Origin of the sequence: Actinoplanes subglobosus (assembly GCF_042650585.1) — a bacterium.
In the GTDB taxonomy this organism is placed as follows: domain Bacteria; phylum Actinomycetota; class Actinomycetes; order Mycobacteriales; family Micromonosporaceae; genus Actinoplanes; species Actinoplanes subglobosus.
Genome location: NZ_JBHSBL010000026.1, coordinates 141,738 through 164,139, shown reverse-complemented (window position 1 = coordinate 164,139; position 22,402 = coordinate 141,738). Strand labels below are relative to the sequence as shown.

Annotated in this window: 13 protein-coding genes; 5 read left to right on the top strand and 8 right to left on the bottom strand. The window is 69.6% G+C overall.

The window, feature by feature from the left end; genetic code table 11:
- The first annotated feature begins 39 nt into the window (after positions 1 to 39).
- A complete protein-coding gene (locus ACFO0C_RS39055; RefSeq protein WP_378071838.1) occupies positions 40 to 555 on the top strand; it encodes a MarR family winged helix-turn-helix transcriptional regulator in 516 nt (171 codons plus the stop codon).
- Positions 556 to 1,319: 764 nt separating this feature from the next.
- Positions 1,320 to 2,162, top strand: a complete 843-nt coding sequence (locus ACFO0C_RS39050) for a tetratricopeptide repeat protein (protein WP_378071837.1) — start codon at positions 1,320 to 1,322, stop codon at positions 2,160 to 2,162.
- Positions 2,163 to 2,330: 168 nt separating this feature from the next.
- Here ACFO0C_RS39050 and ACFO0C_RS39045 read toward each other — a convergent pair whose 3' ends face one another.
- The 5 genes from ACFO0C_RS39045 to ACFO0C_RS39025 form a co-directional block, all read right to left on the bottom strand.
- Entirely contained in the window at positions 2,331 to 6,662 is a 4,332-nt protein-coding gene (locus tag ACFO0C_RS39045; protein WP_378071836.1) for a hypothetical protein, read from the bottom strand.
- A 2-nt stretch (positions 6,663 to 6,664) separates the two neighbouring features.
- Positions 6,665 to 8,230: a TIR domain-containing protein gene (locus tag ACFO0C_RS39040; RefSeq protein ID WP_378071835.1), complete on the bottom strand. Its 1,566-nt coding sequence runs from the start codon at positions 8,228 to 8,230 to the stop codon at positions 6,665 to 6,667.
- Between the two features lie 119 nt (positions 8,231 to 8,349).
- On the bottom strand, positions 8,350 to 11,100 hold the full coding sequence (locus ACFO0C_RS39035) for a caspase, EACC1-associated type (RefSeq protein ID WP_378071834.1): 2,751 nt from the start codon (positions 11,098 to 11,100) through the stop codon (positions 8,350 to 8,352).
- Between the two features lie 11 nt (positions 11,101 to 11,111).
- Complete coding sequence (locus ACFO0C_RS39030; protein ID WP_378071833.1) at positions 11,112 to 11,498, bottom strand: effector-associated constant component EACC1; 387 nt, start codon at positions 11,496 to 11,498, stop codon at positions 11,112 to 11,114.
- A gap of 292 nt (positions 11,499 to 11,790) precedes the next feature.
- Positions 11,791 to 12,204 carry a MarR family winged helix-turn-helix transcriptional regulator gene (locus ACFO0C_RS39025; RefSeq protein WP_378071832.1) on the bottom strand — a complete coding sequence of 138 codons (414 nt, stop codon included), beginning with the start codon at positions 12,202 to 12,204 and terminating at the stop codon, positions 11,791 to 11,793.
- Between the two features lie 164 nt (positions 12,205 to 12,368).
- Here ACFO0C_RS39025 and ACFO0C_RS39020 point away from each other — a divergent pair, with 164 nt between their 5' ends.
- Positions 12,369 to 14,114, top strand: a complete 1,746-nt coding sequence (locus ACFO0C_RS39020) for an ABC transporter ATP-binding protein (RefSeq protein ID WP_378071981.1) — start codon at positions 12,369 to 12,371, stop codon at positions 14,112 to 14,114.
- A 92-nt stretch (positions 14,115 to 14,206) separates the two neighbouring features.
- Here ACFO0C_RS39020 and ACFO0C_RS39015 read toward each other — a convergent pair whose 3' ends face one another.
- The 3 genes from ACFO0C_RS39015 to ACFO0C_RS39005 form a co-directional block, all read right to left on the bottom strand.
- Positions 14,207 to 17,311, bottom strand: coding sequence for an NACHT domain-containing protein (locus ACFO0C_RS39015; protein WP_378071831.1), 3,105 nt, complete (start codon positions 17,309 to 17,311; stop codon positions 14,207 to 14,209).
- A gap of 244 nt (positions 17,312 to 17,555) precedes the next feature.
- On the bottom strand, positions 17,556 to 18,191 hold the full coding sequence (locus tag ACFO0C_RS39010; RefSeq protein WP_378071830.1) for a nitroreductase family protein: 636 nt from the start codon (positions 18,189 to 18,191) through the stop codon (positions 17,556 to 17,558).
- 112 nt (positions 18,192 to 18,303) lie between these two features.
- The gene (locus tag ACFO0C_RS39005) at positions 18,304 to 19,482 is read right to left on the bottom strand and encodes a citrate synthase (RefSeq protein ID WP_378071829.1); all 1,179 of its coding nucleotides are present in this window, start codon (positions 19,480 to 19,482) and stop codon (positions 18,304 to 18,306) included.
- A gap of 67 nt (positions 19,483 to 19,549) precedes the next feature.
- On the opposite strand from ACFO0C_RS39005, the gene ACFO0C_RS39000 reads away from it, so the two are divergent.
- Both ACFO0C_RS39000 and ACFO0C_RS38995 read left to right on the top strand, forming a co-directional pair.
- A complete protein-coding gene (locus ACFO0C_RS39000) occupies positions 19,550 to 20,803 on the top strand; it encodes a citrate synthase 2 (RefSeq protein ID WP_378071828.1) in 1,254 nt (417 codons plus the stop codon).
- Between the two features lie 519 nt (positions 20,804 to 21,322).
- Complete coding sequence (locus ACFO0C_RS38995; RefSeq protein WP_378071827.1) at positions 21,323 to 22,243, top strand: hypothetical protein; 921 nt, start codon at positions 21,323 to 21,325, stop codon at positions 22,241 to 22,243.
- The last annotated feature ends 159 nt before the right edge of the window (positions 22,244 to 22,402 follow it).

Sequence of the window (22,402 nt, the reverse complement as noted above, 5' to 3'; positions counted from 1 at the left end):
CTTCAAGACTGAGAATCTTTACAATCGAGATTGTTCACCATGCGGGGCCGATCTGCAACACTTACCGCCGTGGAGGGAACCGAGACCGCCGAACGAATGCGGTTACGCAGCGAATTGGTCGACCTGCTGAACACATACAGCAGTGAGGCACAGCACATCGGGCACGCCTTCGCGCACCAGCACCGCCTGCACGCCACCGACATGCACGCGCTGCTCGCCGTCATGCACGCCGAGCGCCGCGGCGACCCGCTCACCCCGGGCCGCCTCGGTGAGGCGATCGGCCTGACGTCCGGCGCGACGACCGCCTTGATCGACAGACTCGAGCGGGGCGGCCACCTGCGCCGCAGCCGGGAGAGCGCCGACCGCCGGGTCGTGCACCTGCGATACGCCGAGGCCGGCATGGCGCTGGCGCTGGCGTTCTTCACACCGCTCGCGCCGCGCACCGACGAGGTGATGGCCCGGTTCGGCACCGACGAACTCCACACCATCGAGAAGTTCCTGCAGGGCATGATCGGCGCGGTGACCTCCTACCGCGACGAGCTCCGCCAACAGTAACGGTCCGTCACGGCTTTCCGGGCGCCTCACGGCTTTCCCCGCCTCGGGGCGCCCACCTCGCGGTCGCGGCGTCCTCTCCGCCTCGCGGCGGTCGCTCGCGGCCTTCTCGCCGCCTCGCGGCGGTCGCTCCGGTGGTGGGTTGCGGTCGCGGCCTTTCTCTCCGCCTCGCGGGGGCGCTCCCGGCGATCGGTGGCGGCCCTCTCCGCCTCGCGCGGGCGCTCCGGCGGTCGGTTGTGGTCGCGGCCTTTCCTTTCCGTGCCGCCGCAGGGGCGCTTGCGCGAGGCGGTGCGTTCCCGGGCAGAACGCCGCTCTTGTACGGGCCACCCCGCCCCACGAACGCATCGATCCCGTCCCGGGCCTACACCGCGACCGGGTCCGTGGTCCGGACCGCGGCGCGACCGCCGGGCTGCATGCGGCCCAAGACGACGAGCCCGCTCGCTGAGGCGATCGCCACCGTCGTCTGTCGGGCCGATCGGTGACCCGACAAGGGTCCGGGATCGGTGACCCGACAGGGGTCCGGGCGCTCCGGCGCGTCGCGATTCCGGGCCGGCGGCCGGATCCGGGGCTCTGCCGTTCGTGTGGGCGGGGTGGATGCGTCATGTCCGGTGGGGACGCGACGTCCGTACCGCTGAGGGAATGTGTCGAGGGTGATCGCGGGAGCGCGGCAGGGGCCGTGCGGGAGCGCCCGGGTTGCGGTGGTTTGCAACGTAGGTGCACCAGGCGGCCGTCACAGCCGGGGCGGGCGTCTGCCGATCTCAGGCGGCGTGCGAACCGAGCCCCTTCTCGCCGAGGCCGATGCCCTGCTCGCCCGCGGCCGCGCCCACAATGCCGAACGGCTGCTCGCGCCCTTCGTCGGCCGGGAGCCGGAGAACGTCGGCGCCTGGCACCGGATGGCCCGGGCCCGCCTCGACCTCGACGATCCGGCCGGTGCCCTCCTCGCGGCCCAGGCGGCATGGCACCTCGACCCGTACGGCGCCGAGTCGCTGTTCTGGCTGAGCCGTTCCCGCTCGCGGCTGGGCGACCACGCCGAGGCGATCGCGGCCGCCGCGGCCGCCTGCCGGGAGGACCCCGGCAACCCGCGCCTGCACAACCGGCTAGCCGAGGCGCAACTCGCCGCCGGCCTGCCCACCGACGCCGCCGAAGGCCTGCGCTGCGTCGTCGACTTGGCCCGCTACGACGCCGACCTGCACGTGACGTTCGGGCTCGCGCTGTTCGCCGTCGGCCGCCCCCTGAGCGCCCGCGAGGCCCTAGGCCGCGCCCTGGCGATCGATTTCGGACACACTGGAGCGCGGGCGGCGCTGAAGAAGTTCGACCGCGCGATGAGCACCGCCATCGACGCCGCATCGCTGGCCCTGGCCGCCGACGAGTTCGCCGAATCGCTGCGCATCCACCCCGGCCAGCACGGCCCCCGGCGCCCCGGCCCGGCCCGCGAGGCCCTCGGCCACGTGGCCAGGGTCGCCCTGGTCTGGTTCCTGGCCGCGATCGCCGGCGTAGGAGTCCTGGAGGCGACCGGCTTGCTGACCGCACCGTCCAGCCTCTACCTGTCCCTGTTCTGCGCCGCCGGAACCGCCGGTTGCGTCTCCACCCTGGCCCGCCCACCCCGCTGACCTCGGCCCACCCCGCTGACGTCGGCCTGCCAGCGCCTGCTCCGCCCGGGGCCAGGGAGCACACGATCGCGGAGCCTGTGACCTCGTAGTCGTTTTCACGCAAGGCCACGCGGTTACCTAAGACCCTCGTCGGGTTGCGTACGGTGCTGCCGATGGTCGAAGAGGCCGTCAGCCGGTCTGCCAGTTCCACTCGTCGCAGATTTCGTGAACGGACCGGATCATACCGAGGACACCGTCCGCTCCGGTCAGGGCGGCGAGGGCGGCACCCTCTCCGGCAACGGTTCGCAGCAGCGTGGTCCGGCCCCGTCCCGCGGCGGCACGCAGCCGGGAGGAGACCGCGGCATGAAGCACACGCGCATGCTCCGGGGCCAGTTCCGTACGGTCGAGGCCGAGCCTGGCCACCATGAGGAAGCCCTGATAAACCGACTCCGAGGTCGGCAGGGCGCAGATTTCGTCCAGCAGCGCCCGGCCCAGCTCCGGGTTGCGCAGCGCGAATCGTGCCGCGAGCGCCAGCAACCTCAGCCGCGGCCTCTCCGACAACTGCCCGGCCAGGTCGATGGCATGCCGTACCCATCCGTCCTGATCGTCGGCGGCGTAGCCGGCAAGCATGAGCAGGAACACGGCGATCTGGTCGGGCTCCTGGAAGTCCTCGGCCGTGCGACGGGCAAGGGCGGTCAGCGGCTCGGTGCCGCTGTTCTTCCAGGCGTCTTGGGCGGTGAACAACGCCCAGAACCTGGCGAACGGCGACGTCAGCGCGGCCAGGGCGGCCCGTAGCGGTTCGCGGTCCGGTTCTTCGGAGACCTGGAGCAGAACGGTCAGCCCATCCGCACGTTCGAGTTCCGGTAACGACGAGACCAGTTCGACGGCCCGGGCCCGTCCGTCCGGGGACAAACGTGGAGCAAGGTGGTCCAGTAGCAGCACCCGCGGCCCGCGGATCCGGAACAGCACCTCGCTCCGTGTGCGTGTCATGTCCTCTATCACGGCACGGGCGGCCACGCTGGGCCGGTTCTCCGGGAAACGCGGGTCCTCGGCGAGTGGTTTTCCGAAGTCGGTGAGCACCGCCGCGATGAAGTCGGCACGGGTGGTGCTGTCGTCCTCGGCCTTCGGCCCGGGCAGGCGTGCGACGTCCGTGAGCAGGTCGTCATGCTGAGCCTGGTCGAGGTAGGGCAGTAGGGCCGTAATGCACTGGATCCGTTCGGCGGCCTCGATGGTGGCCTCCCGCGCCTGGCGCAGGGTCGCCGCGACCACCTCGGCGTGCGCGTCGGGTTCGAGGATCTGCCGCATGTTCTCCAGAGCGGCGGCACGGGCCGGCAACGGTGCCGAGATCAGGATCCTGGTCAGAAGCCCCTGGATGTGTTCGGCGTACAGCGGCGACAGCAGCATGCGCTGCATGAGCAAACGCCGGGCGTCCTCGTCACCGTCCGACGGCATCGCCTGAAGTTCGGCCAGCACATCGGCGCCGAGCAGCCGGAGGTACTCGGTGGCTTCCGGTACGGCGAGGCCGTCCAACTCCTCCCGGTCGAGCAGGCCGCGCCGTCCGGGTAGTAGCGATTCCTGGTAGGCGTCCAGTTCGGCGCGGCGCCGGGCGATCTCCGTCTGCATGTAGGGCAGCAGGTCGCTCAGCAGATCGAGACGGCTGGGGTCGGTGGCGGTGAATTCCATCGCCGCGATGGCTCCCGACGACAGCAGGGGTTCGCGGTGATGCTCGTCGAGCAACGGCAGCAACCGGGCGGGCAGCCATGCGCGGGGACCCTCGTTGTCGAAGTCGAGTGCCTGCTGGACTGCTCGGGCCAGCCGGTCCGCGTCGAGGCGGGGCGCCAGAGCCGACAGCATCTCAGCCAGGTGCACCTGGCGCTCGATCAGGAAGACCTCCAACGGTGTGGTGGCCACGGTCATTTCCAGAACCCACGGAATCCGTGTCGGCTCGGGAAGGCGCCGGTACTCCTCGTGGATCTCGAACGAGTAGTCGAAGAGCACGGCCGCCAGCCGTTCGCCGACCCGCGGCGCCATCCGTTGCAGGACTTCCTCCCGGGCCATCCACGGCAGCTCGCGGATCGCCGGGAGGGCCGCCTCGGCGAGGTCGTCGGGCAGCCGTTCGGCCAGGGCGAGCAGCGCGGAGCCGCGGGGATACTCGTACGTCCAGTTCCAGCCCCAGGCCTGCGCGTCACCGATCGGAATCCGGTGTGGCAACTCCATCACGGCGTCGAACACCGCAGCCATGCACTGGTCCGGAAAACGGCTGCCGAGCGCGGAGATGAGGTGGCTCCGAGGGCTCTCCCTCCCGCTCGCGTTGACCCCTGGCAGCCGCAGCACCTCCTCGACCAGGGCGGCGGGAAGGTCGCCTCTGGTGACCAGAGCGATCGTGTACAGGGCGTCGGCCTGGTTGTTGACGTCCATCTCGCGGATGGCGGGGAGTAACTCGTCGACGGGCAGCGAACTCGCGGCCGGATGATGGTGCCGTGCACCGGGCACCGTCGGTGTGTCGAAGCCCGTGGCCGAAAAGGCCAGGTCGGTGCCGGAGCGGATGGCGGTGACGACAGTGAGGATCCACCGCCGTACGTCCGGCAGCCCGGGTTGCTCCGGGTCGAGACGGCGGACCAGTTCCTCCATCGCCCACGCTTGTTCGCGGCGGCCCGTCTCGGAGCCCACCGCCCGGGTCGCGGTCTCCGCCTGGCCTGCGTCCAGCCGTGGTGCGAGCAGTTCCAGGCCTAGCCGGCGTACGGCCTTGTCCGGAAGGTCCATGACGTTCCGGAAGGCCATCGCGATTCGCTCCTCCGTTAGATGTGGCATGAGCAGGCGCAAGGCGGCAAGGCGTGGTATTTCGGCAGTCTCGGGCCGGTCGCCGCCGTCGTAGATCCGGTGCAGGGCGTTACGCTGCTTCTCGGCCGGTAGCTCCAGCACGAACGAGAGCACCGGCTCCCAGTCGACGTCGATGAGGAATTCGGCCTCCGCACCCCGCCACGCGGCCGTGATGGGCCCGCCGCGGAACTGATGGTCGATGGCCGCGATCAGCAGCCCCGCCTTGGCCAGGCCGATCGCCCGGCGGCGGACCTCGTCCTCAGCCGAGTCGGTCACCGTCGAAGCGATGAAAAGCTGGCCACCGAGGTCCCGCGGGTCGGCGGCCGAGCGCACCATCTGGATCACCATGTCGTCGGGCAGCCCGCTCTGGACACCCATGATCGCGTAGAAAACCGGGCTACCGACCCGCTGCAGCTCGTCGAAGACCAGCTGACGGGACTCGTCGCTGCCTGGCCGGATCTCCGGTACCCGCTCCTCCTGGGATGTCAGCGAGGGCAATACCGTGGCCAACCATCGCGACTGCATCTCATCGAGACTCGGGTCGAGGAAGCTCCCCGGCCGGGCCTCCTCCCGGCCGGACATGAACCGCTGCATCTGGCGCATGAGCTGCCGCCGGTAACGGATCCCGGCGTCATCATCGCCGTCGACACCATCCGCGGGCTCCGGCAGAGGGCCGAACCCGGGGAACGCGGCACGGAAGGCTGCCGCCAGTTGCTCCCGGAGCGCCGCGTCGGTCACCGCCGTTAGTACGGCCGCGACCTCGCCGAGGAGCCGATCCGGGTCCGGATGGGCATGCAGGTGTACGGCCAGCCGGCCCAGCAGGACGGTGTCCTCGGCCCTCCGCCGCGTCGGGTCGAGCAGGACGTCGAACGCGTCGTCCTGCTGCACCTCCATCAGCGGCCGCCAGGCATCCGCCGTCACACCGGAGGGCGTCGTCTCCGCGTCAGGCTCGCGGCTCGGTGCGAGACTCCGCAACAGAGCGTCGGCCACCTTGCCCAGCAGGACCGGACGGCGAGCCTCGGGGATCCTCTCGATCGCCTCGACGACGGCGAGCGGCGACACGGCGGTGCCGGTGCGCGGGTCGTCGTTCAGTGAGAAGGTGACGACTTCGGCGTCGGAGGCGATCCGATCGGTCACGGTGATCCGGTGCGCAGGGTCCAACACGTCCAGGTTGCGCAGCAGTGCCTCGGCCGGCAGGTCCTCGCCGGGCAGTCGGGAGAGTTCGATCATCTGGGCGGTGACGGCCCGCGTGGTGTCCTCGTCGAGATCCAGGGTCCGCAGTAGGTGACCGAGCATCAGTACGCGGTGGTCCGGAGACGGATGGCGCCCGATCGTCGACAGCGTCCTGTCCACACTCCAGGCGCCGGTGCCGACGGCTGCCGCCACCAGGGCCGGTGGAACGTCCTCCGCGGATGACAGCGTGGCGCGTACCAAGGCCAGCCGGATCAGGCTCGGCACCGGGTCGGCGAGGCCTTCGCTGGTGGCCAGCCGTCGGTCGAGAACGTCCCAGGCAGCCTCAAGGTCCTCGTGATAGTCGTCCCAGCCGCCGGTCCGCGGATCGTATCGTCGGGCGAGACGCCGGTCGTCGGCGAAGAGCAGCAGCAGGCGGTCGGCCTGATCCGCCTGGCTGAGGTAGCCGGCCAGCCCGTCTGCGAGCGCGGAGAGCTCGTCGAGGATCGCGGGATCGTCGGTCAGGTCCATGGTCACTTCCGTCCGTACTCGTGCTTCCACAGGACATCGGCGATGACCGCGTTGACGTCCCGCAACACCAGACCCGCGCTGCGGATCGTGTCCTTACGGTGCAGGAAGTCCCGGAAACTGGCGTGGTACAGGCTGAACCGGGCACCCCGGGGCTCCTCGTCACGGTGCAGGAACTGCCGCCACTCATCGAGGACCTGTTGCACCGACATGGCGTCGGCCCCCGGTTCCACCTCGCGCAGGATCCGCGCCAGCACCCCGGTGGAGACCGGCCGGGCGAACTCACAGAGCAGGTAGATGACCCACACCTTGAGCCGGGTCGGCAGGTTCCCGTCTCGGCCCATCGCACGCCAGTGATCGTCGTAGTACTGCTCCAGGCCCTGCGGCAAATGCCGGATGTCGAGGTCCTGGTAGACGCCGGCGGCGAGTTCCGGCAGGACGTGACGCAGATACATGAAATTGCCGTCGCTCTTGCCCGCAAGCACGTCGACGAAGTCCGGCAGCGGGATCCCATGGTCCGCCAGCCACCCACGCAGCCGGTCCCGGCTGCCCTGCCGGCGCAGATACTCGCGGACGTCGGCCATCGTCTGCCCGTGGTGGCGCCCCAGGTCGAACACGCGGTTCGGTGCGTCGGTGTGCAGCGGCACACCGGCCCGCCGGCTGCTGAGGATGAAATAGACACCACCCGGCAGATGCCGTGGCAACAGGAGTACGTTCGCTCCCTCCGGATCGCCGCCGGTGTTCACCTCGTCGAGCGCGTCGACCACGACCACCAGAGGCCGGTCGGCGGCCTCGTTCGCCCGCGCTTCGGAGAGCAGCCGGCCGAGGATCTCACCGTGCCGGTCGGCGTCGGTGCCGGCGGCTACGCCGGCGATGCCGTAACGGGCGGCCAGATTGCTCCCGAGCCGATGGACGAAATACCGGCTCGTGTTGAGGCTCTGCCCACGGATGTTGAAGTGCGCGACATATCCGGTACGTCGCACGTACTCGGCGAGCAGGGTCGTCTTGCCTGCGCCGGGATCCCCTTCGATCGTCAGGTAGCCACGGTCCCCGGAGGCGAGGAAGTCGTCGATAGCCTCGAACACGTTGTCGCGGCCGACGAACGACACGGTCTTCTCGGCGATCAGCTCCGCGGTGTCCGCCGCTGTCAGGGCGTCCAGGCCGACTGCGCGGGCCAGTTCGGCGAGCTGGGCGGCGGGCGTGTCGTGGAACGGAATTCGCTGGAACCGGTTGAGGAACTCGCGGCCGGGATAGTCACCGAAACGCCCTGTCAGCAGCGGCAACACCCGGAACTCCGGATCGTCGGCATGCCGGCGGGCCGCCAGATCTATCTCCCGGCGCACCCAGGCCGACGTCACCGAACTCGCGGACAGGAGAACCACGAAGTGGGTGGACCGCTCCAGGACCTGCTGGATGAGAACGGGCCGCCACTCGTCACCGGCCGGGATGCTGTCCGGTGCGATCCAGACCTCCGCGCCCAGGGACCGCAGCCCGCCGGCGAGGCGGTGAGCGGTCCCGCGGTCTCGCTCGTCACCGTTGCCGTAGGAGAAGAACACACTCGGTCGGGCCATCCATCGAGCCTCACCAGTGGCCTTTCATTAGTCAATCAACCGTTGGAGCGGCGATCTCGGTCCGGAGGGCGCCGACTCGCGGGTCGTACAGCGCAAGGTAGTCGCGTGTCGGAGAGGTTTCAGTTCACCAGGCTGGTGACGGCTTCCGCGCGGGCCCGTAGCAGCGGCAGCAGACCGGCACCGGGCATCGACGGATCGCCGTGCACGATGATCTGGGTGAGCCGGTCGCGGCTGTTCGGCTCCACAACCCGCCCGACGATGGCGTTGTGCGCCTTGGGATCGATGTCCTTGCTGAGCCGCTTGAAGCGCCACCGGATGACCTCCGGACGCAACGCGCGCCGGATGGTGGGAGGAATCGAACGCGTGAGGAACTGATCGCCGAGGTACTCACGGAACTCCGGGACAGCCGAGATGAACAGGCCGATGATCCCGAACCCACCGACCAATCCGGCCGGCCCGACCGGACCACCGCCGATGGCGATCGCCGGCCCGGCGGCCACGGGAAGGTACGCGAACGCCGCTACCAGCACCGCCAGGGAGGCCGCTCCGGTGAGGGTGGCGAGTGCGGGGCCGATCACGGGGCCACGGAATCGCGCGTCCTGCCCGGCGGCATGACCGGTGAGATGGTCGCGGAGATGGACGGTCGGCAGGTTCAGGACATCACCGTCGATGTGGTAACGCCGGCAGACGGGTGTGGTGAGCGCGGACACCGCCGCCATCAGGTCGTGCTGCCAGGGTAGAAGGGCGTCTCTCAAACTGGCCGTGCCCTCCGGGCCCGACAGCCAGGTACCGATGCGTTCGTCGACCCGGCCGGATATCTGGTCCAGGGTGCCGGACTTGGCCTCCCGCCAGGCCAGGAATTCCGGGACGACGAATCTCTCGGTCAGATTGTCGGCGACGCAGCCCGCCAGCGCGTCGGCATAGGTGGGCAGGCGGTCGTAGACGGCGTCGCGTAGTTGCCCGGCCAGGTCGTCCACCTCGCGCAGAAAGCCCGCCGCGCGGACCCGGGCGTCGCCACTGAGCGCCAGTCCGCGGGCCACCGATAGGTGCGGCGGCCACGGGCGCAGCGGTGCCAGGCCTGTCTCATCGGTGATGATCTCGGTCAGGAACGGCATCCGGGACCCTCCGCCGGTCAGACAGATGCGGTCCGGCGGCTGGTGCAACGAGCGAAGGGCATGGCGCACGTCGCTGAGGAACCGTTGCCTCCAGGACTGTCCGGACAGTTCAGGAAGGGGTTCGCCGAGCGCCGCGGTCATGTCGGCTTCGGTGATCGACCAGCCGCGCAGCAGGATCGCATCATCGACATGTTCGGGGGCGGTGACCCGTACGCGATGGGTTGCGGTCCTGCGGTCGATGAGGATGTTGAACCAGGTCTCCTTCGCCCGCCGGACCACGAGGAGCAGCCTGTCGTGGTCTTGCGGGCGGATGGCGAAATGTGCCACGAAGTCGAGCCCTGAGGTGTCCCGGCTCATGAGACGCCGGAGCAGGGCGACGTCGATGATCGAGGCACCGAGCGACGGCACGTCGGGGCCCGGGATTTCGACCGCTTCGAGGTCCTCGACTAGCGTGATGTCGGTGCTGAACGACCCGACGTCGATGATCACCACGCGACGTCGCAGATCGTCGTCGCCGAGATCGCCGGAGTGCCTCAGCGACAGCAGCACCGCCCGCGACTCGGGCACCAGCTGGAGGTCCAGCGCGCCGAGCCCGTCGGTCAGGGCATTGGCGTAGGCGGTGAGTTCGCGTGAACCGGCCGACCATCGCACCGGGTGCCCAGCGACGAACTGGGTCTGGTCACCGGCGAAGGTCGTGCGCCGGGCGACGCTGTCCCGGATGCCACGGGAGAAGCGCACGATGTCCTGGGTCGTCTCCTCGTCGTCCACGGTGAAGTTCGACTTCAGGCGTGTTCGCAGCGAGTCCGACTCCTCGACGACGGCCGAGGTCCCGATCACCGTGATGGTGCCGGACTCGCCCAGCACGGTGGGAATGCAGGTCTCCCCGGAGTCGAGCTCGACCTCGGCCATCACCTCGCTACGGCCCAGCGGCAGCCGGGTGACCACGGTGTCGCCGTCTCCGAGATCGACACCGAGTACCGTGTCGATCGGTGCCCGGCGTCTGTCCAGATGGGCTGCATTACGGACCAGCGGCAACTCAGCGATCGTGTCGGTGGCGTACGGGCGGGGCGCGTTCAGTCCTCGTGCGCGCATGAGCCGCCTGGTCTGCCCGAATATCTGCCCGAGATTGAGCGTGTCGCCCGCCTCAGGCAGGCCCTGCTGGAGGGTGTCCAGGAGGGCACCGGTGAAGCCGGTGTTGCGGGCACCCGCTCCAGCGAACGCATACTCCTGATCGTTGGCGGCCGCCAGGACGTAGGTGCCTTCCGTGTCCAACGCGCCGTCCAGATCGTCGGCGGCCATGGTGGCGGTGATCGCGGCGCCGGCGAAGCAGCAGTCGAGAATCACCACCCGGCGGCGGGCCGGGAAGCGGCCCTGGTCGACGAGAATCGCCCGCAGGAGGTTGTAGCCGACCGCGGAGAACGCCAGATTTCCCCGATCGGAGTCGGTGAGCAGCAGATGAAGCTCACCGGTCGCCACCGCCTTGGCCCCATGCCCGGCGAAGTAGAACAGCAGAGTGTCCTCCGCCTGTTCGGCCGCGGTGATGAGCGCGTCACTGACCGCGCGGGGACTGGCCGGATCGTAGAGGCGCTGACAGTTCGTGGGGGAGAGGAACCCGATCTCCTGGTCGGTGAGCACCCGGTACAGGTCGTCGAGGTTGCGGCGGACTCCGGGCAGCGGGTTGAGGCTGTTACCGATTCCGTACTTCGATGCTCCGACAAGGACGGCCTGCGATCCCGTCCGACTGGGAAGGTCCATGTCCGCCGCCTCTACCCGGCCTGGCTGGGCGGGACATCGTGCTCCATCGCTTCGGCGACCAGGGCCTCGACACCCCGGATCCGGGCCGCGTCGATCTCGATCAGCTTGCCGCTGCGTCCGGTCAGCCGGACGGTCACGGTGCCGGCCCGTTGACGTTCGCGTTCGATGAGATACTCCGACACCGCCTTCGCGACGCCACGGACGATGCCCAGCAGAACCGTACTCTGGGCCAGCGCCGGCACGATGACCTCGACGTATTGCAACGCGGACATCGTGCCGTCCGGGCCCGTCTCGTCCCGTTCGCGGACACGGCCGCGGAGTTCGGGCTGCGCGCTGAGCGCGGCGAGTAGCCCGCCCGTCGCCCTGTCGTCGTCGGTGCGGAGCTGGAGAGTATCCACGGTCACTCCTCGAATCGATCAACGGACGGCCCGGCCCCATCATCGTGCATGCCGGGGGTATCCAATTAGGATCCACCGGTCGGTCAAGGCGACGACGAACGGGATCCCGGCGAGGGCGGCCAGGGCTATGGTCACCGTCGAGCCGGTGGGCGGTCCATGGACCGGCAGCGTGCCGGCGCCCTGACGGACAGGCTGAACGAGTGTGGGTGCCCGCGGTCGTCGGTCGTGTGCGCTCGTCGACGTTGCCTGACCGCGGCGCGCTGGCTTGTCCGTGTCGGCCGGGTGGGTGCGGTCAGCGGGAGTCGCGGAGCTGGCGGAGGATGCGGGTCAGGTCGGCTCGGTCCGCCGGGTCGAGGCCGGCGAACAGGCGCTCTCCCTCCGCTGCGCGTGCCTCGTTGATGGCCCGCACCGTGGAGACGCCCTCGTCGGTGAGCGTCACCAGGGTGGCGCGGCGGTCCGACGGGTCGGGCTTGCGGACGGCCAGACCTCGTTTCTCCAGATCATCGATGACCTCGGTGGCCGAGCGCGGCGCGATGCGCAGATGCTCGGCGAGGGCGCTGAGCCGCATCTCGCCGTGCCGGGAGAGAACGCCGAGGGCACGGGACTGCGACGGTGACACGTGCCACGGCTCCAGGGCGACCCGGACGTCGATGCGCAGCCGACGGGTCACCGCCCAGAACGCCTCCAGCAGGTTCTCCTCCTCCACGCGGAACAATCTAACAGCGACTACCGTTCCACCCTCATGGTGAGGTAACCTCAGTGTTGTTCCGGGTGACCCGTGCCCGCCTCTTCCGCGATCACGGTGCGCCCCAGCCGTATCAGAGAGGTTTGTTCTTGGCAGATGGAAAAGGCCGCGGCGCGGCACGCACACTGACCCCCGCGGAGAAGGCGCAGGCCCGCGCCGTCCCGCTGCGCCGGATAGGCGCACTGTTCATCGGCCACCGCCGGCAGCTCGCCGTCGTCGTGGCCGTCATCGTCCTCTCATCCGTCATCTCGATGGGTTCGCCGTTCCTGCTGCGCGAGGTCATCGACGTCGCTCTCCCACAGTCCGACCTCCGGCTGCTGTCCCTGCTGGTGGCGGGCATGATCGGCATCGCCGCGGCCACGGCTGCGCTCGGTGTCGTGCAGACGTGGATCTCCACCACGGTCGGCCAGCGGGTCATGCACCGGCTGCGCACCCAGGTCTTCGCGCACCTGCAACGGCAGTCCGTCGGCTTCTTCACCCGCACCCGCACCGGTGAGGTGCAGTCACGCATCACCAACGACATCGGCGGCATGCAGCAGGTCGTCACGTCCACAGCCACGTCCGTCGCGGCCAACCTGACGACGGTGATCGCCACGCTGGTCGCGATGACCGCGCTGTCCTGGCAGCTCACTCTGGTGTCGCTGGTCGCGCTGCCACCGGCGATCTACTGGACACGGCGGGTCGCCCGGATGCGGCAGACCATCACCGCGCAGCGGCAGCGTGAGCTCGCCGACCTCAACGTGATCATCGATGAGGGTCTGTCGATCAGCGGTGTGCAGCTGGCCAAGACGATGGGTGCCGGCGGTCTGCTGACCGAGCGGTTCACCGCGTCGTCGGCCCGTCTGATCGATCTGGAGCTGCGGTCCGAGCTGGCCGGGCGCTGGCGCATGGCCACCATGAGCATCGTGTTCGCGGTCATTCCGGCGTCGATCTACCTGGCCGCGGGGCTGCCGTTCGCCGCTGGGGCGATGAGCATCGGCACGCTCGTCGCGTTCACCGGGTTGCAGGCGGGACTGTTCCGGCCGCTGATGAGCCTGCTCGACGTGGGCGTCACGCTGACCGCGTCGCTGGCGCTGTTCCACCGCATCTTCGAGTATCTGGATCTCCCGATCGAGATACGGGAGCCGGTGGCACCAGTGCGGCTCGATCGGGTGCGGGGCCACCTCAGGTTCGACGACGTCACTTTCGCGTATGGGGACAGTCCCACCGCCGCCCTCGCCGGAGTGAGTCTGGACGTTCCCGCGGGTACGTCACTGGCGCTGGTCGGCGAGACCGGGTCCGGCAAGAGCACGATCGCCGCGCTGATCGCCCGCCTCCACGACCCCACGTCGGGCCGCGTGACCGTCGACGGTGTCGACCTGCGCGACCTGTCACTCGACGACCTGGCCGCAGTGGTCGGCGTGGTCAGCCAGGAGACGTATCTGCTGCACACGACGATCCGGGAGAACCTGCGTTACGCCAAACCCGGCGCGACCGACACGGAGATCGAGCGGGCCGCCCGGGCCGCCCAGATTCACGACCTGATCGCGGCCCTGCCCGACGGCTACGACACGATGGTCGGTTCACGGGGTCACCGCTTCTCCGGCGGCGAGAAACAGCGCATCGCCATCGCCCGGACGCTGCTGCGTGACCCGCGCATCCTCGTGCTGGACGAGGCGACGAGTGCCCTGGACAACGAGACCGAGCGGGCCGTGCAGAGGGCTTTCGACGAACTGTCCCGGGGCCGCACGACGGTGACCATCGCGCACCGCCTGTCCACGGTCCGCAACGCCGACCAGATCGCCGTCATCGACCACGGCCGCATCCTGGAGTCCGGCACTCACGACGCTCTGATCGAGGCCGAGGGTCGATACGCCGCCTTGGCCCGCTGACCACCACCACTGCAGTGGTTCGGCCATCGGTCTTGGTCGCAGACTCGTCCGTCCGTGCGAATGGATTGACGATGTCGGCGGCGTCTACTGGCTCAGTCGTGAGCGATGAACAGCGTCTCCAGCAGGTCCGGGTAGCGTCGGCGTTCCTCCAGCAAGCGTGTCGCGACGGCGAGTTCGATCAGATTGGTGGTGATGCTGTTGTCGATCGTCGTCTGGGCTATCCGGGCCAGTACCAAGGCGGGCACCCGTAAGTTGCGGGCAACGTCCGGTGTGATCAGGCGTTCGCGATTCAGTACCGGGATCGCCGTTGCCACCAGCCGACCCAGCGCCTCGGAGTAACCCGGACCTGCTGCCGCAAACGCGCGGCGGCCGGACATCGCCCGCAACCTGGCCGCGAGACCACTGAGGTCGACGGCGAATGCGTTCTCCTCGACCTGTCGTTTGGGTAACAAGGCGAGGGCGATCGTCCGGACCGGGTCGTCTGCGCGGTCCGGCAGCGGCAGATGGACGTCAGCGTAGGAAATCGGGCTCAGAGCCCGGTCGATCGGAGATGCTCCTGTCACTGGCGCGTGATCCTCCCGTAGGAGGCTTCGGCATCGGGCCAGCACTGTGAGGATATTGCGCAGAGCGGTGTGTACGTCTGTCATCCGTGGGTTCCGGTGCGGCATGTCGGCAATCGCCGCATCGACCCGACGTTGTGCCGGTGCGAGATCGATGCGGTCCAGCACCCCGCTCACCCGGAGGGCAGCGGGGGCCTCTATCCCCGGGGCCGTCGTCAGGATGGTCTTGAGGGAGTTGGCCGCCCGCCGTATTTCGCGGACCAGGCCTGAGAGATGCGCGGTCATGAAGTCGGCGCGTTCCAGGAGGATGTCCTCCTCGCTCGGGGATTCCACACCTGCTACACCGTCGGCCGTGCTGGGCTCGTCAGTGCGTTCGGGATCCGCTCGGAGACCCCATCGCACATACTCGCCGGCGACGAGGGCCAGTTGGTCGGCGATCCTGTGCAGGTCGACCGCGTGCCGGTGAATCGTCGCAGCGTTTCGTGCAGCGAGTTCGCCGAGTGCGATCGATAGCAGGCGCGAACCCTCAAGTTCGGTCATCAGGACTTCGGCCAGCGAGTCGGCGTCAACGATGAGGCGGTTCCGCCATACCCGGCTGATCCGGCCGTCTGTGACCCAGACCGGCCGTATCGGTTTCACCGCCTCTACCTCTGTCCCGGTGGGTAGCCGGAACGTGAGGCCGCCAGCGCCGCGCGGACCCGACCGGATCAGTTCATTGAGCCAGCTGACGAATCTCTCGGCGTCGCGCCGCCAGACTCCGCGTGCAGGTGCTTCCGGATTCGGGGGCTCGGGTCCTTCGATGAACGGTGTTCCGGTCTCTGAGCAGAACAGCTGGTACAGCTCGGTGGTGACCGGTTGGCGCATGATCCGAGTCCCAGCCGATGTGGACACCAGCGTGCGCAACAAACGGCCGATCAGCACGTCTACGGCGAGGATCCGGTCCTGGGCCGCCGCACCCACCCGTAGCCCGCGCTGTAGCGCCTCGTCGAGTTGCGTTCGCAGATTCTCGTCGACCGGTGTGCCGGAATCGACGATTTCGAAAGCGAGGGAACGAGCCGTTGCGGTGCCGGAGCGCAGAGCGCCGGCCACGATCGCGTTCGGGTTGCCATCGGCAGCGTGCAGCAGGATGGTTTCCCGCCACCACGGGTCGTCAACGACCTCGGGAAGCAGACCGTCCATCCCCTCCTCGGTGATGTGCCGGGCGGCGAGATACTCCTGAAAGGTCTGGTGTGTGAAGGTGACGTGCTCCGCGTCGGGTGAAGGCAGCAGCCCGGTGGCCTCCATCTCGTCCAGGAACCGCTCGGCGGACATTGCTGGGGTCACCCCGGCCAGCCACGGCCGTAGGGTCCGCAGCAGGCTCCGGCGATCGGCGCCACGAATGCCCTGGCGCATCCACTCGAAGGCGAGCCGGCCAAGCAGCTGCAAACGATCGTTACCGGACATCGCAACCGGCTGGTCGCGTTGCTCGGCGCGCCGCCACACCATCACGTCACACACCTCGCGATAGAGCATCGCGCGATTCTCCGGCAGCCGGTCGCGGTACCGGTGGACGTTGGCGATCATCGTGAGCAACAGCGGGTTCCTCGTCAGATCGGTCAGACCCGGCATGGTGTTGATCTGCCCGAGTAGGTGGGCGGCTGCCTTCCGCCCACGTCTCTCGGCGCCCGCGAGCTCGCTCGGTTCGGCGTCGTGCTTTTCTGCTGCCACGTACCACTTCCGCAGGAACTCCTCCACCTGGCTGGGGCCGAACGGAAGGATCTGGACGGTGGCCGTGGCCTCGACGAAGGAGCCACGGTAGCCGGGAGGCCGTGAGGTGACGACGACATCGTTCGCCGGATGAGCGGCGATCTGTGTGTTGATCCAGCGAGCGACGACCCGGCGTACCTCCGCCTCACCCGCCTCGTCGAGACCATCGAGCAGAATCACGCAGCGTCCGGCTCGCAGTTGCCGTTCCCACCAGCCGGGCGGTTCGGCGCTCACCGATGCCGGGATCGATTTCCGGATCAAGGCCGGCAACGACACGTCCGGGTCGGCGGCGATCGGCGCCGCTTGGTCGCGGAGCTGGAGAAACACCGGAATGGGGCGTGTTCTCTCCCAGTATGTGGAGGCGGTCTCCCGGGCGACATGGTTGAGCAAGGTGGTCTTGCCGCTTCCGGGTGCGCCGAGTACGGCCAGCACGACCCGCGGTCGCCGGTTGAGGAACTCCCAGATCGAACGATGCCGCCTGGTTGTGCCAGGGCTGGTCACCATGCCGGAGGAGACCTGGCCGGGTGCTCGTGAGGTGAGAACCAGGCGGACCATGACAGCGTCCAGTTCCAGGCTGAACGGCCCTATGATGTCAAGGCCTTTGGCGTCCATGGTGCGGCGAGCCTCGCGGATCCAAGCGCGATAATCTCGGGCGTAGCGTGAGGTCAGCCGATCCGCGAGGGCTTGCAACGACATGCCAGGGCCGGCCCGCTCCGGGTTGTTCTGCCGGTGTTGGAAGAGGCCGGCCCAGACCGTCGCGATCACACACAACGCGAAGACCGGTCCCATGATCCTCAGGTCTCGGGACCAGTGCCAGTGGTCGGGGAGCGCGTTGGTGAGGATGTTGGTTGCCGTTGCGAGGGCGGTTCCGGTGGACAGGGCGATGACCACCGATAGTCGCCCAGAACTGGGGCGGCGGCCGTCTGTCACCGGGCCATGATGGCAGTCCACAGTGTTCGTTTGAAGCTTCCGCCGCAGTTCGGGCCTCGCACCAGGGTCGATTGGTCACATTTAACGGTTTCGATCGCAGATCTGTGGCGACCATACATGCGGGATTGCAGGCAGGCGGTCGTGTTGTGGCCGGGCGCCGCAGCCACCTCTCGGATGGCCACGGCGTTCGGACAACCGTACGAGATCAGGCGGTGGTGAATTTTTCGAAGTGGACGACCTCGTCGAGGGGGCGGCGTTTCGGCTCGGACCAGCGGCCCTTGCTCGGGTGACCGAGAGGGATCAGCGCCATGGTGAGGGCGTCGTCGGGGAGGCCGAGTAGTGCGCGGACCTCCTCCTCGTGGCCGATGTGCAGGGTGGTGAGGGTGGCGCCGAGGCCGTGCGCGCGGGCGGCGAGGATCAGGTGCTGCACGGCTCCGTAGATCGACGAGCCGAGACGCGGGTTCGTCGACTTCGCGGCCCCTAGGAGTACCGGGATGATCCAGACGGGGGCTTCCTCGAGGTGGTTGGCGAGGTGGTCGGCGGCAAGGAAGCTGCGCTTGCTCATCGGACCGCCCTCCGGCGCGCCGAGGATCTGCTCGCGCCGGGACCCGTAGTGGCGCTCCCAGCCTTCCCGGTACCACCCGGCGATCTGCTTCTTCGTCTCCGGATCGCGAACCACGATCCACGCCCAGAACTGGCCGTTCCCGGCCGACGGGCCGCGGATCGCGGCGTCGAGGATCGATCGGATCACGTCGTCGTCGATCGGGTCGGCGGACAGGTAGCGGCGGGCCGGCGTCGAGTGCAGCGCCTCGAGCAGGGGGAGGGCGTTCGGGTCGGTCATGCCCGGAAGCCTACTGGCCGGTAGCCGCAGGTGTGTTGCTTCCCTTCGCGGTCCGGCTCATGGCTGATTTTGATCAGTAACTCGGTGTCCTGTATCGCGGGGCTGGCGGTGATCAGGCGGGCTGGTTGCCGGCGTAGGCGCCGGACGGGCGGAAGCGGCTCGGGCGGTCGCCGTACTCCTCCAGGGCGTGCGCCAGCCAGCCCGCGGTGCGGGCCACCGCGAAGATCGCCTCACCGGCGTCGGCCGCCATGCCGTGATGCAGGGCGAGCGCGGCGAGCGCGAGGTCGACGTTGGCCGGCGTGCCCGATCGCGTACGCATCGCCGCGTCCAGTTGCAACGCGGCATCCTTGACCGGCCCCTCGCCGAGCAGGTCGAACAGGGTCGCGGCGCGCGGATCACCGCTCCGGTAGATCGGATGCCCGAAACCGGGCACCGGCACCCCCGAACGCAGGCGGTCCGAGATGGTGGCGACCGGGCCCGGGCCGTTGACCGCCTCTTCGAGCAGGGGGTACGCGAGACCGCTCGCCGCCCCGTGCAGCGGGCCGTCGAGCGCGGCCAGCCCGGCACTGACCACCGCGTAGGGGTGGGCGCGAGTGGACGCCGCGATCCGGGCGGCCAGCGTCGACGCTGCGATGTCGTGGTCGGCGAGCAGGATCAGAGCGGCGTTGAGCAGGCGCGATCCGGACTCGGAAAGTTTCTCCGAGGTGAGCCGCAGCCACAGCGCGTCGGCGAAGGGCAGCGCCCGGACCGGGGTCACCTTGCGCGGAGGCAGGCCCTGCACCATGGCGGCGAGCAGCTGACGGCCGGTGGCGACCACGGCGGCCGGTGACGTGTCGAAGCGCAACGGGTCGGCGGCCGCCGCGGCGGCGACCGTGACGCGCAGACGGTCGGTGAGACGGGCGGCTTCCGGCAGGCGGCTGGTCACGTCCATGGCGAGGCTGCGCAACTCGGGGTTGACCGGGAACGGGACGTCCTCCAGGTCGCCGGTCCACAGCAGGGTGGCGACCGCCTCGTACGTGCTGGAGCGCGCGAGCACCGTGGCGTCACGCCCGCGGAAGTACAGGTTGTCGTCCTTGATCAGGGTGATGCCGGTCTGGATGCCCGGTGTGGCAGTGCGTTTTCGGCCGGAGAGGAACGCGTCGACGTCGGTTTTCGCGAACAGGCTGTTCTTGCCGTCGGCGTTGCGGCGACTGGTGAGCAGACCCCGGCTGACATACGCATAGACGGTGGCGGGCTTGACGCCCAGCAGGATAGCGACCTCTTCGGTGGTCAGCAGCGCTTGCGCGGTCATGTCGTCATCCTCTCATGTTGACTGGATCAATATTGACATCAACACTTGACGAATCCAGATTGAAGTCATGTTGACAGTCAATCCTGGACTTGCCGGTGTCGTCGCGTTCGACACCGAGATCGCCGAGCCCGACCGGGACGGCGGGGCACTGCGGTACCGCGGTGTCGACATCAACTCCCTCGCGGGATCCGTGTCGTACGGCGACGTGTGGGGCCTGCTCGTCGACGGTGACTTCGTCCGAGGACTTCCGATGGCCGAGCACCTTCCGCCGGTGAAGGACTCGGGCGACATCCGGGCCGATGTGCAGGCCGCCGTCGCGCTCCTGGCACCGCGGTGGGGCCTGCGCCAGCTGATCGACATCTCCGACGAGCAGGCACGTGACGACCTGGCGCGGGTGTCGGCGGCGGTCCTGTCGTCCGTCGCCCGCGCGGCGAGGTCAGCGTTCCCGCCCGTCTCGCGTGCTTCCGGCGCGGCCTCTGTGTCGCACGGTTCGGGCGCGGCTTCCGCCCCGTCTTTCTCGCGTGCTTCCGGTGCGTCTTCCGTCCTGCCTGTCTCGCGTGCTTCCGGTGCGGCCTCCGTTTCGTCGTCACGGGAGGCGGAGCTTCCGGCGGTACCGCGGCGGCTGATCGAAGCCGGACGCACGGCCACGGAGCGCTTCATGATCGAGTGGCAGGGGGAGCCGGATCCACGGCACGTCGCGGCCATCGACCGGTACTGGATCTGCGCGGCCGAGCACGGCATGAACGCGTCCACGTTCACCGGGCGGGTCGTGGCCAGCACCGGTGCCGACGTCCCCGCCTGCATGTCCGCGGCGATCGCCGCACTGTCCGGCCCGCTGCACGGGGGCGCGCCGTCCCGGGCCCTCGGCATGATCGAGACCGTCGAAGCCGGTGCCGACGCGCGCCGTTACGTCCGTCAGGTGCTGGACTCCGGCCAGCGGCTGATGGGTTTCGGTCATGCGATCTACCGAGCCGAGGACCCGCGTGCCCGGATCCTGCGGGAGACCGCCCGCGAGCTCCGCGCACCCCGCTACGAGGTGGCCCGCGAACTGGAACTGGCCGCCCTCACCGAACTGCGCGAACGCAAGCCCGACCGGGTCCTGGAGACCAACGTCGAGTTCTGGGCCGCGGTGATCCTGGACTTCGCCGGAGTGCCGGCCGACATGTTCGCGGCCATGTTCACCAGCGCCCGGACGGCGGGCTGGAGCGCACACATCCTGGAACAGAAACGCCTCGGCAAGATCATCCGCCCGTCGGCCGACTATGTGGGTCCGGGGGAGCGGGACGCCGCCGGTGTGGCCGGTTGGCCCGCGGGCCGGTAGGTCGCGGAGAGGATCGCCACAACGCCGACACTCCGGGCAGCCGCATCCAAATCCGGGACCGCTGGGTTATCGGGTCGGATGGCGCCGCCGAGCACGGCGCTCCGGCCGGCGGTTCACCGGCGGCCTCGCCGATCATGGGGAAGGCGTTCGATGGCTGTCACCTCCCGGGGATCCGAACCCGACGGCCCACGGCCGGACCCGGCCGCCTCCCGGCCGAACGTGACCGCCTCCGGACCGGGCGCGGCGGGGTTGCGGCCGGACGCGGCGGGCCTGGGGCCGGATACGGCGGGCGTGGGGCCGGATACGGCGGGCGTGGGGCCGGATACGGCGGGCGTGGGGCCGGATACGGCGGGCGTGGGGCCGGATACGGCGGGCGTGGGGCCGGATACGGCGGGCGTGAGGCCGGATACGGCGGGCGTGAGGCCGGATACGGCGGGCGTGAGGCCAGACGCGGCGGGGTTGGGGCCGGATACGGCGGGCGTGTGGCCGGGCGCGGTGGGGTTGCGGCCGGATACGGCGGTGTTGCGGCCGCACGCGGCGGGCCTGGGGCAGAGCCTGGCGGGCCCGGGCCCGGGCCGGGGCCGGGATGCGCAGAGTCGGCCGCGTCTGCAGGCGTTGATCTCCGGCCTGGCGGCGTTGCGGATCACGACGGTGGTGCGGGCCCGAACGACCGCGGTGCTGAGCGGCGTGACCGGTGCTCTCCACCGTGAGGTACGCCGCCGACCGGCGTTGAGTACCGCGGTCGGGGCGGCCGCGCTCGGCCTGGTCATCGTCTCGGTGGCGGCCCCCGGTGCGGCGGCTCCCGAGTTCCGTTCGCCGCCGGCCGCCGTCATGTCGGCGCCGTCGATCCCGGTGTCGGCCGCCGCGGTGTACACCGGACTCGCCCCCTACGAACCGCCGGAGCCGGATGACGACCGGGTGTCACCGAGTCCGTCGACCTCCGCGGTGGCCGGCCGGAGCGGTTCGCCCGCGCCGGTCCCGACGGTCACCGACGACGCGGCGACGGTGCTGTCCGGGGTGCGTGACATGCCCGCGGAGACAGCACCGGCCGGCGCCGCGACGAGGTCGGTCGCCGATCCGGCCGTTGGCTCGGCACCTGAGGTGAAGGCGTCCGTCGCGGTTGGTGAGCCGCGTGACGGCGAGAGCATCACCGCGGCGACGCCCGTAACCGGGATCGCCGACATGCCCGACGGGCACGAGGTCTGGTTGTTGTCGCGGCACGGTTCCGGCGGATATCGGGTCGAGGGCGCCTGCCGGGGCGGCCACAGCTTCACCTGCGGTCCGGCGACCCTGGAAAGCGGCGGCGACGCCGACTTCGAACTCACCGCTCTTGTCGTCGACCCGGCGACGGCACGTGGACTGCAAGCCGGCGAGACCCGGGACGGCCTCCCGGCTCATCTGGCCCGCAGTCAGGTCGCAGTCCGCCGCGCAGCCGCCTGACACGCAGTCGCCGAGGGTGTCCATCACATGCCGGCGAGCCTGCTCCCGGCCGTTCTTGAGCGTCTGACCACCGAAAACGGTAGTGAATCGGTCAAGATCCGGCAGCGGCTGCGGGAGGAGCCGGCGGCGCAAACGGCGAGTGGCGGGCAGGGCCGGGGC

What these genes read in the sequence shown, in the direction of transcription:
- ACFO0C_RS39035 (WP_378071834.1), bottom strand. Translation starts at nt 11,100, where the DNA reads ATGGACCTTCCCAGTCGGACGGGATCGCAGGCCGTCCTTGTCGGAGCA.
- ACFO0C_RS39040 (WP_378071835.1), bottom strand. Translation starts at nt 8,230, where the DNA reads ATGGCCCGACCGAGTGTGTTCTTCTCCTACGGCAACGGTGACGAGCGA.
- ACFO0C_RS39005 (WP_378071829.1), bottom strand. Translation starts at nt 19,482, where the DNA reads ATGACCGCGCAAGCGCTGCTGACCACCGAAGAGGTCGCTATCCTGCTG.
- ACFO0C_RS39010 (WP_378071830.1), bottom strand. Translation starts at nt 18,191, where the DNA reads ATGACCGACCCGAACGCCCTCCCCCTGCTCGAGGCGCTGCACTCGACG.
- ACFO0C_RS39045 (WP_378071836.1), bottom strand. Translation starts at nt 6,662, where the DNA reads ATGGACCTGACCGACGATCCCGCGATCCTCGACGAGCTCTCCGCGCTC.
- ACFO0C_RS39055 (WP_378071838.1), top strand. Translation starts at nt 40, where the DNA reads ATGCGGGGCCGATCTGCAACACTTACCGCCGTGGAGGGAACCGAGACC.
- ACFO0C_RS39000 (WP_378071828.1), top strand. Translation starts at nt 19,550, where the DNA reads ATGTTGACAGTCAATCCTGGACTTGCCGGTGTCGTCGCGTTCGACACC.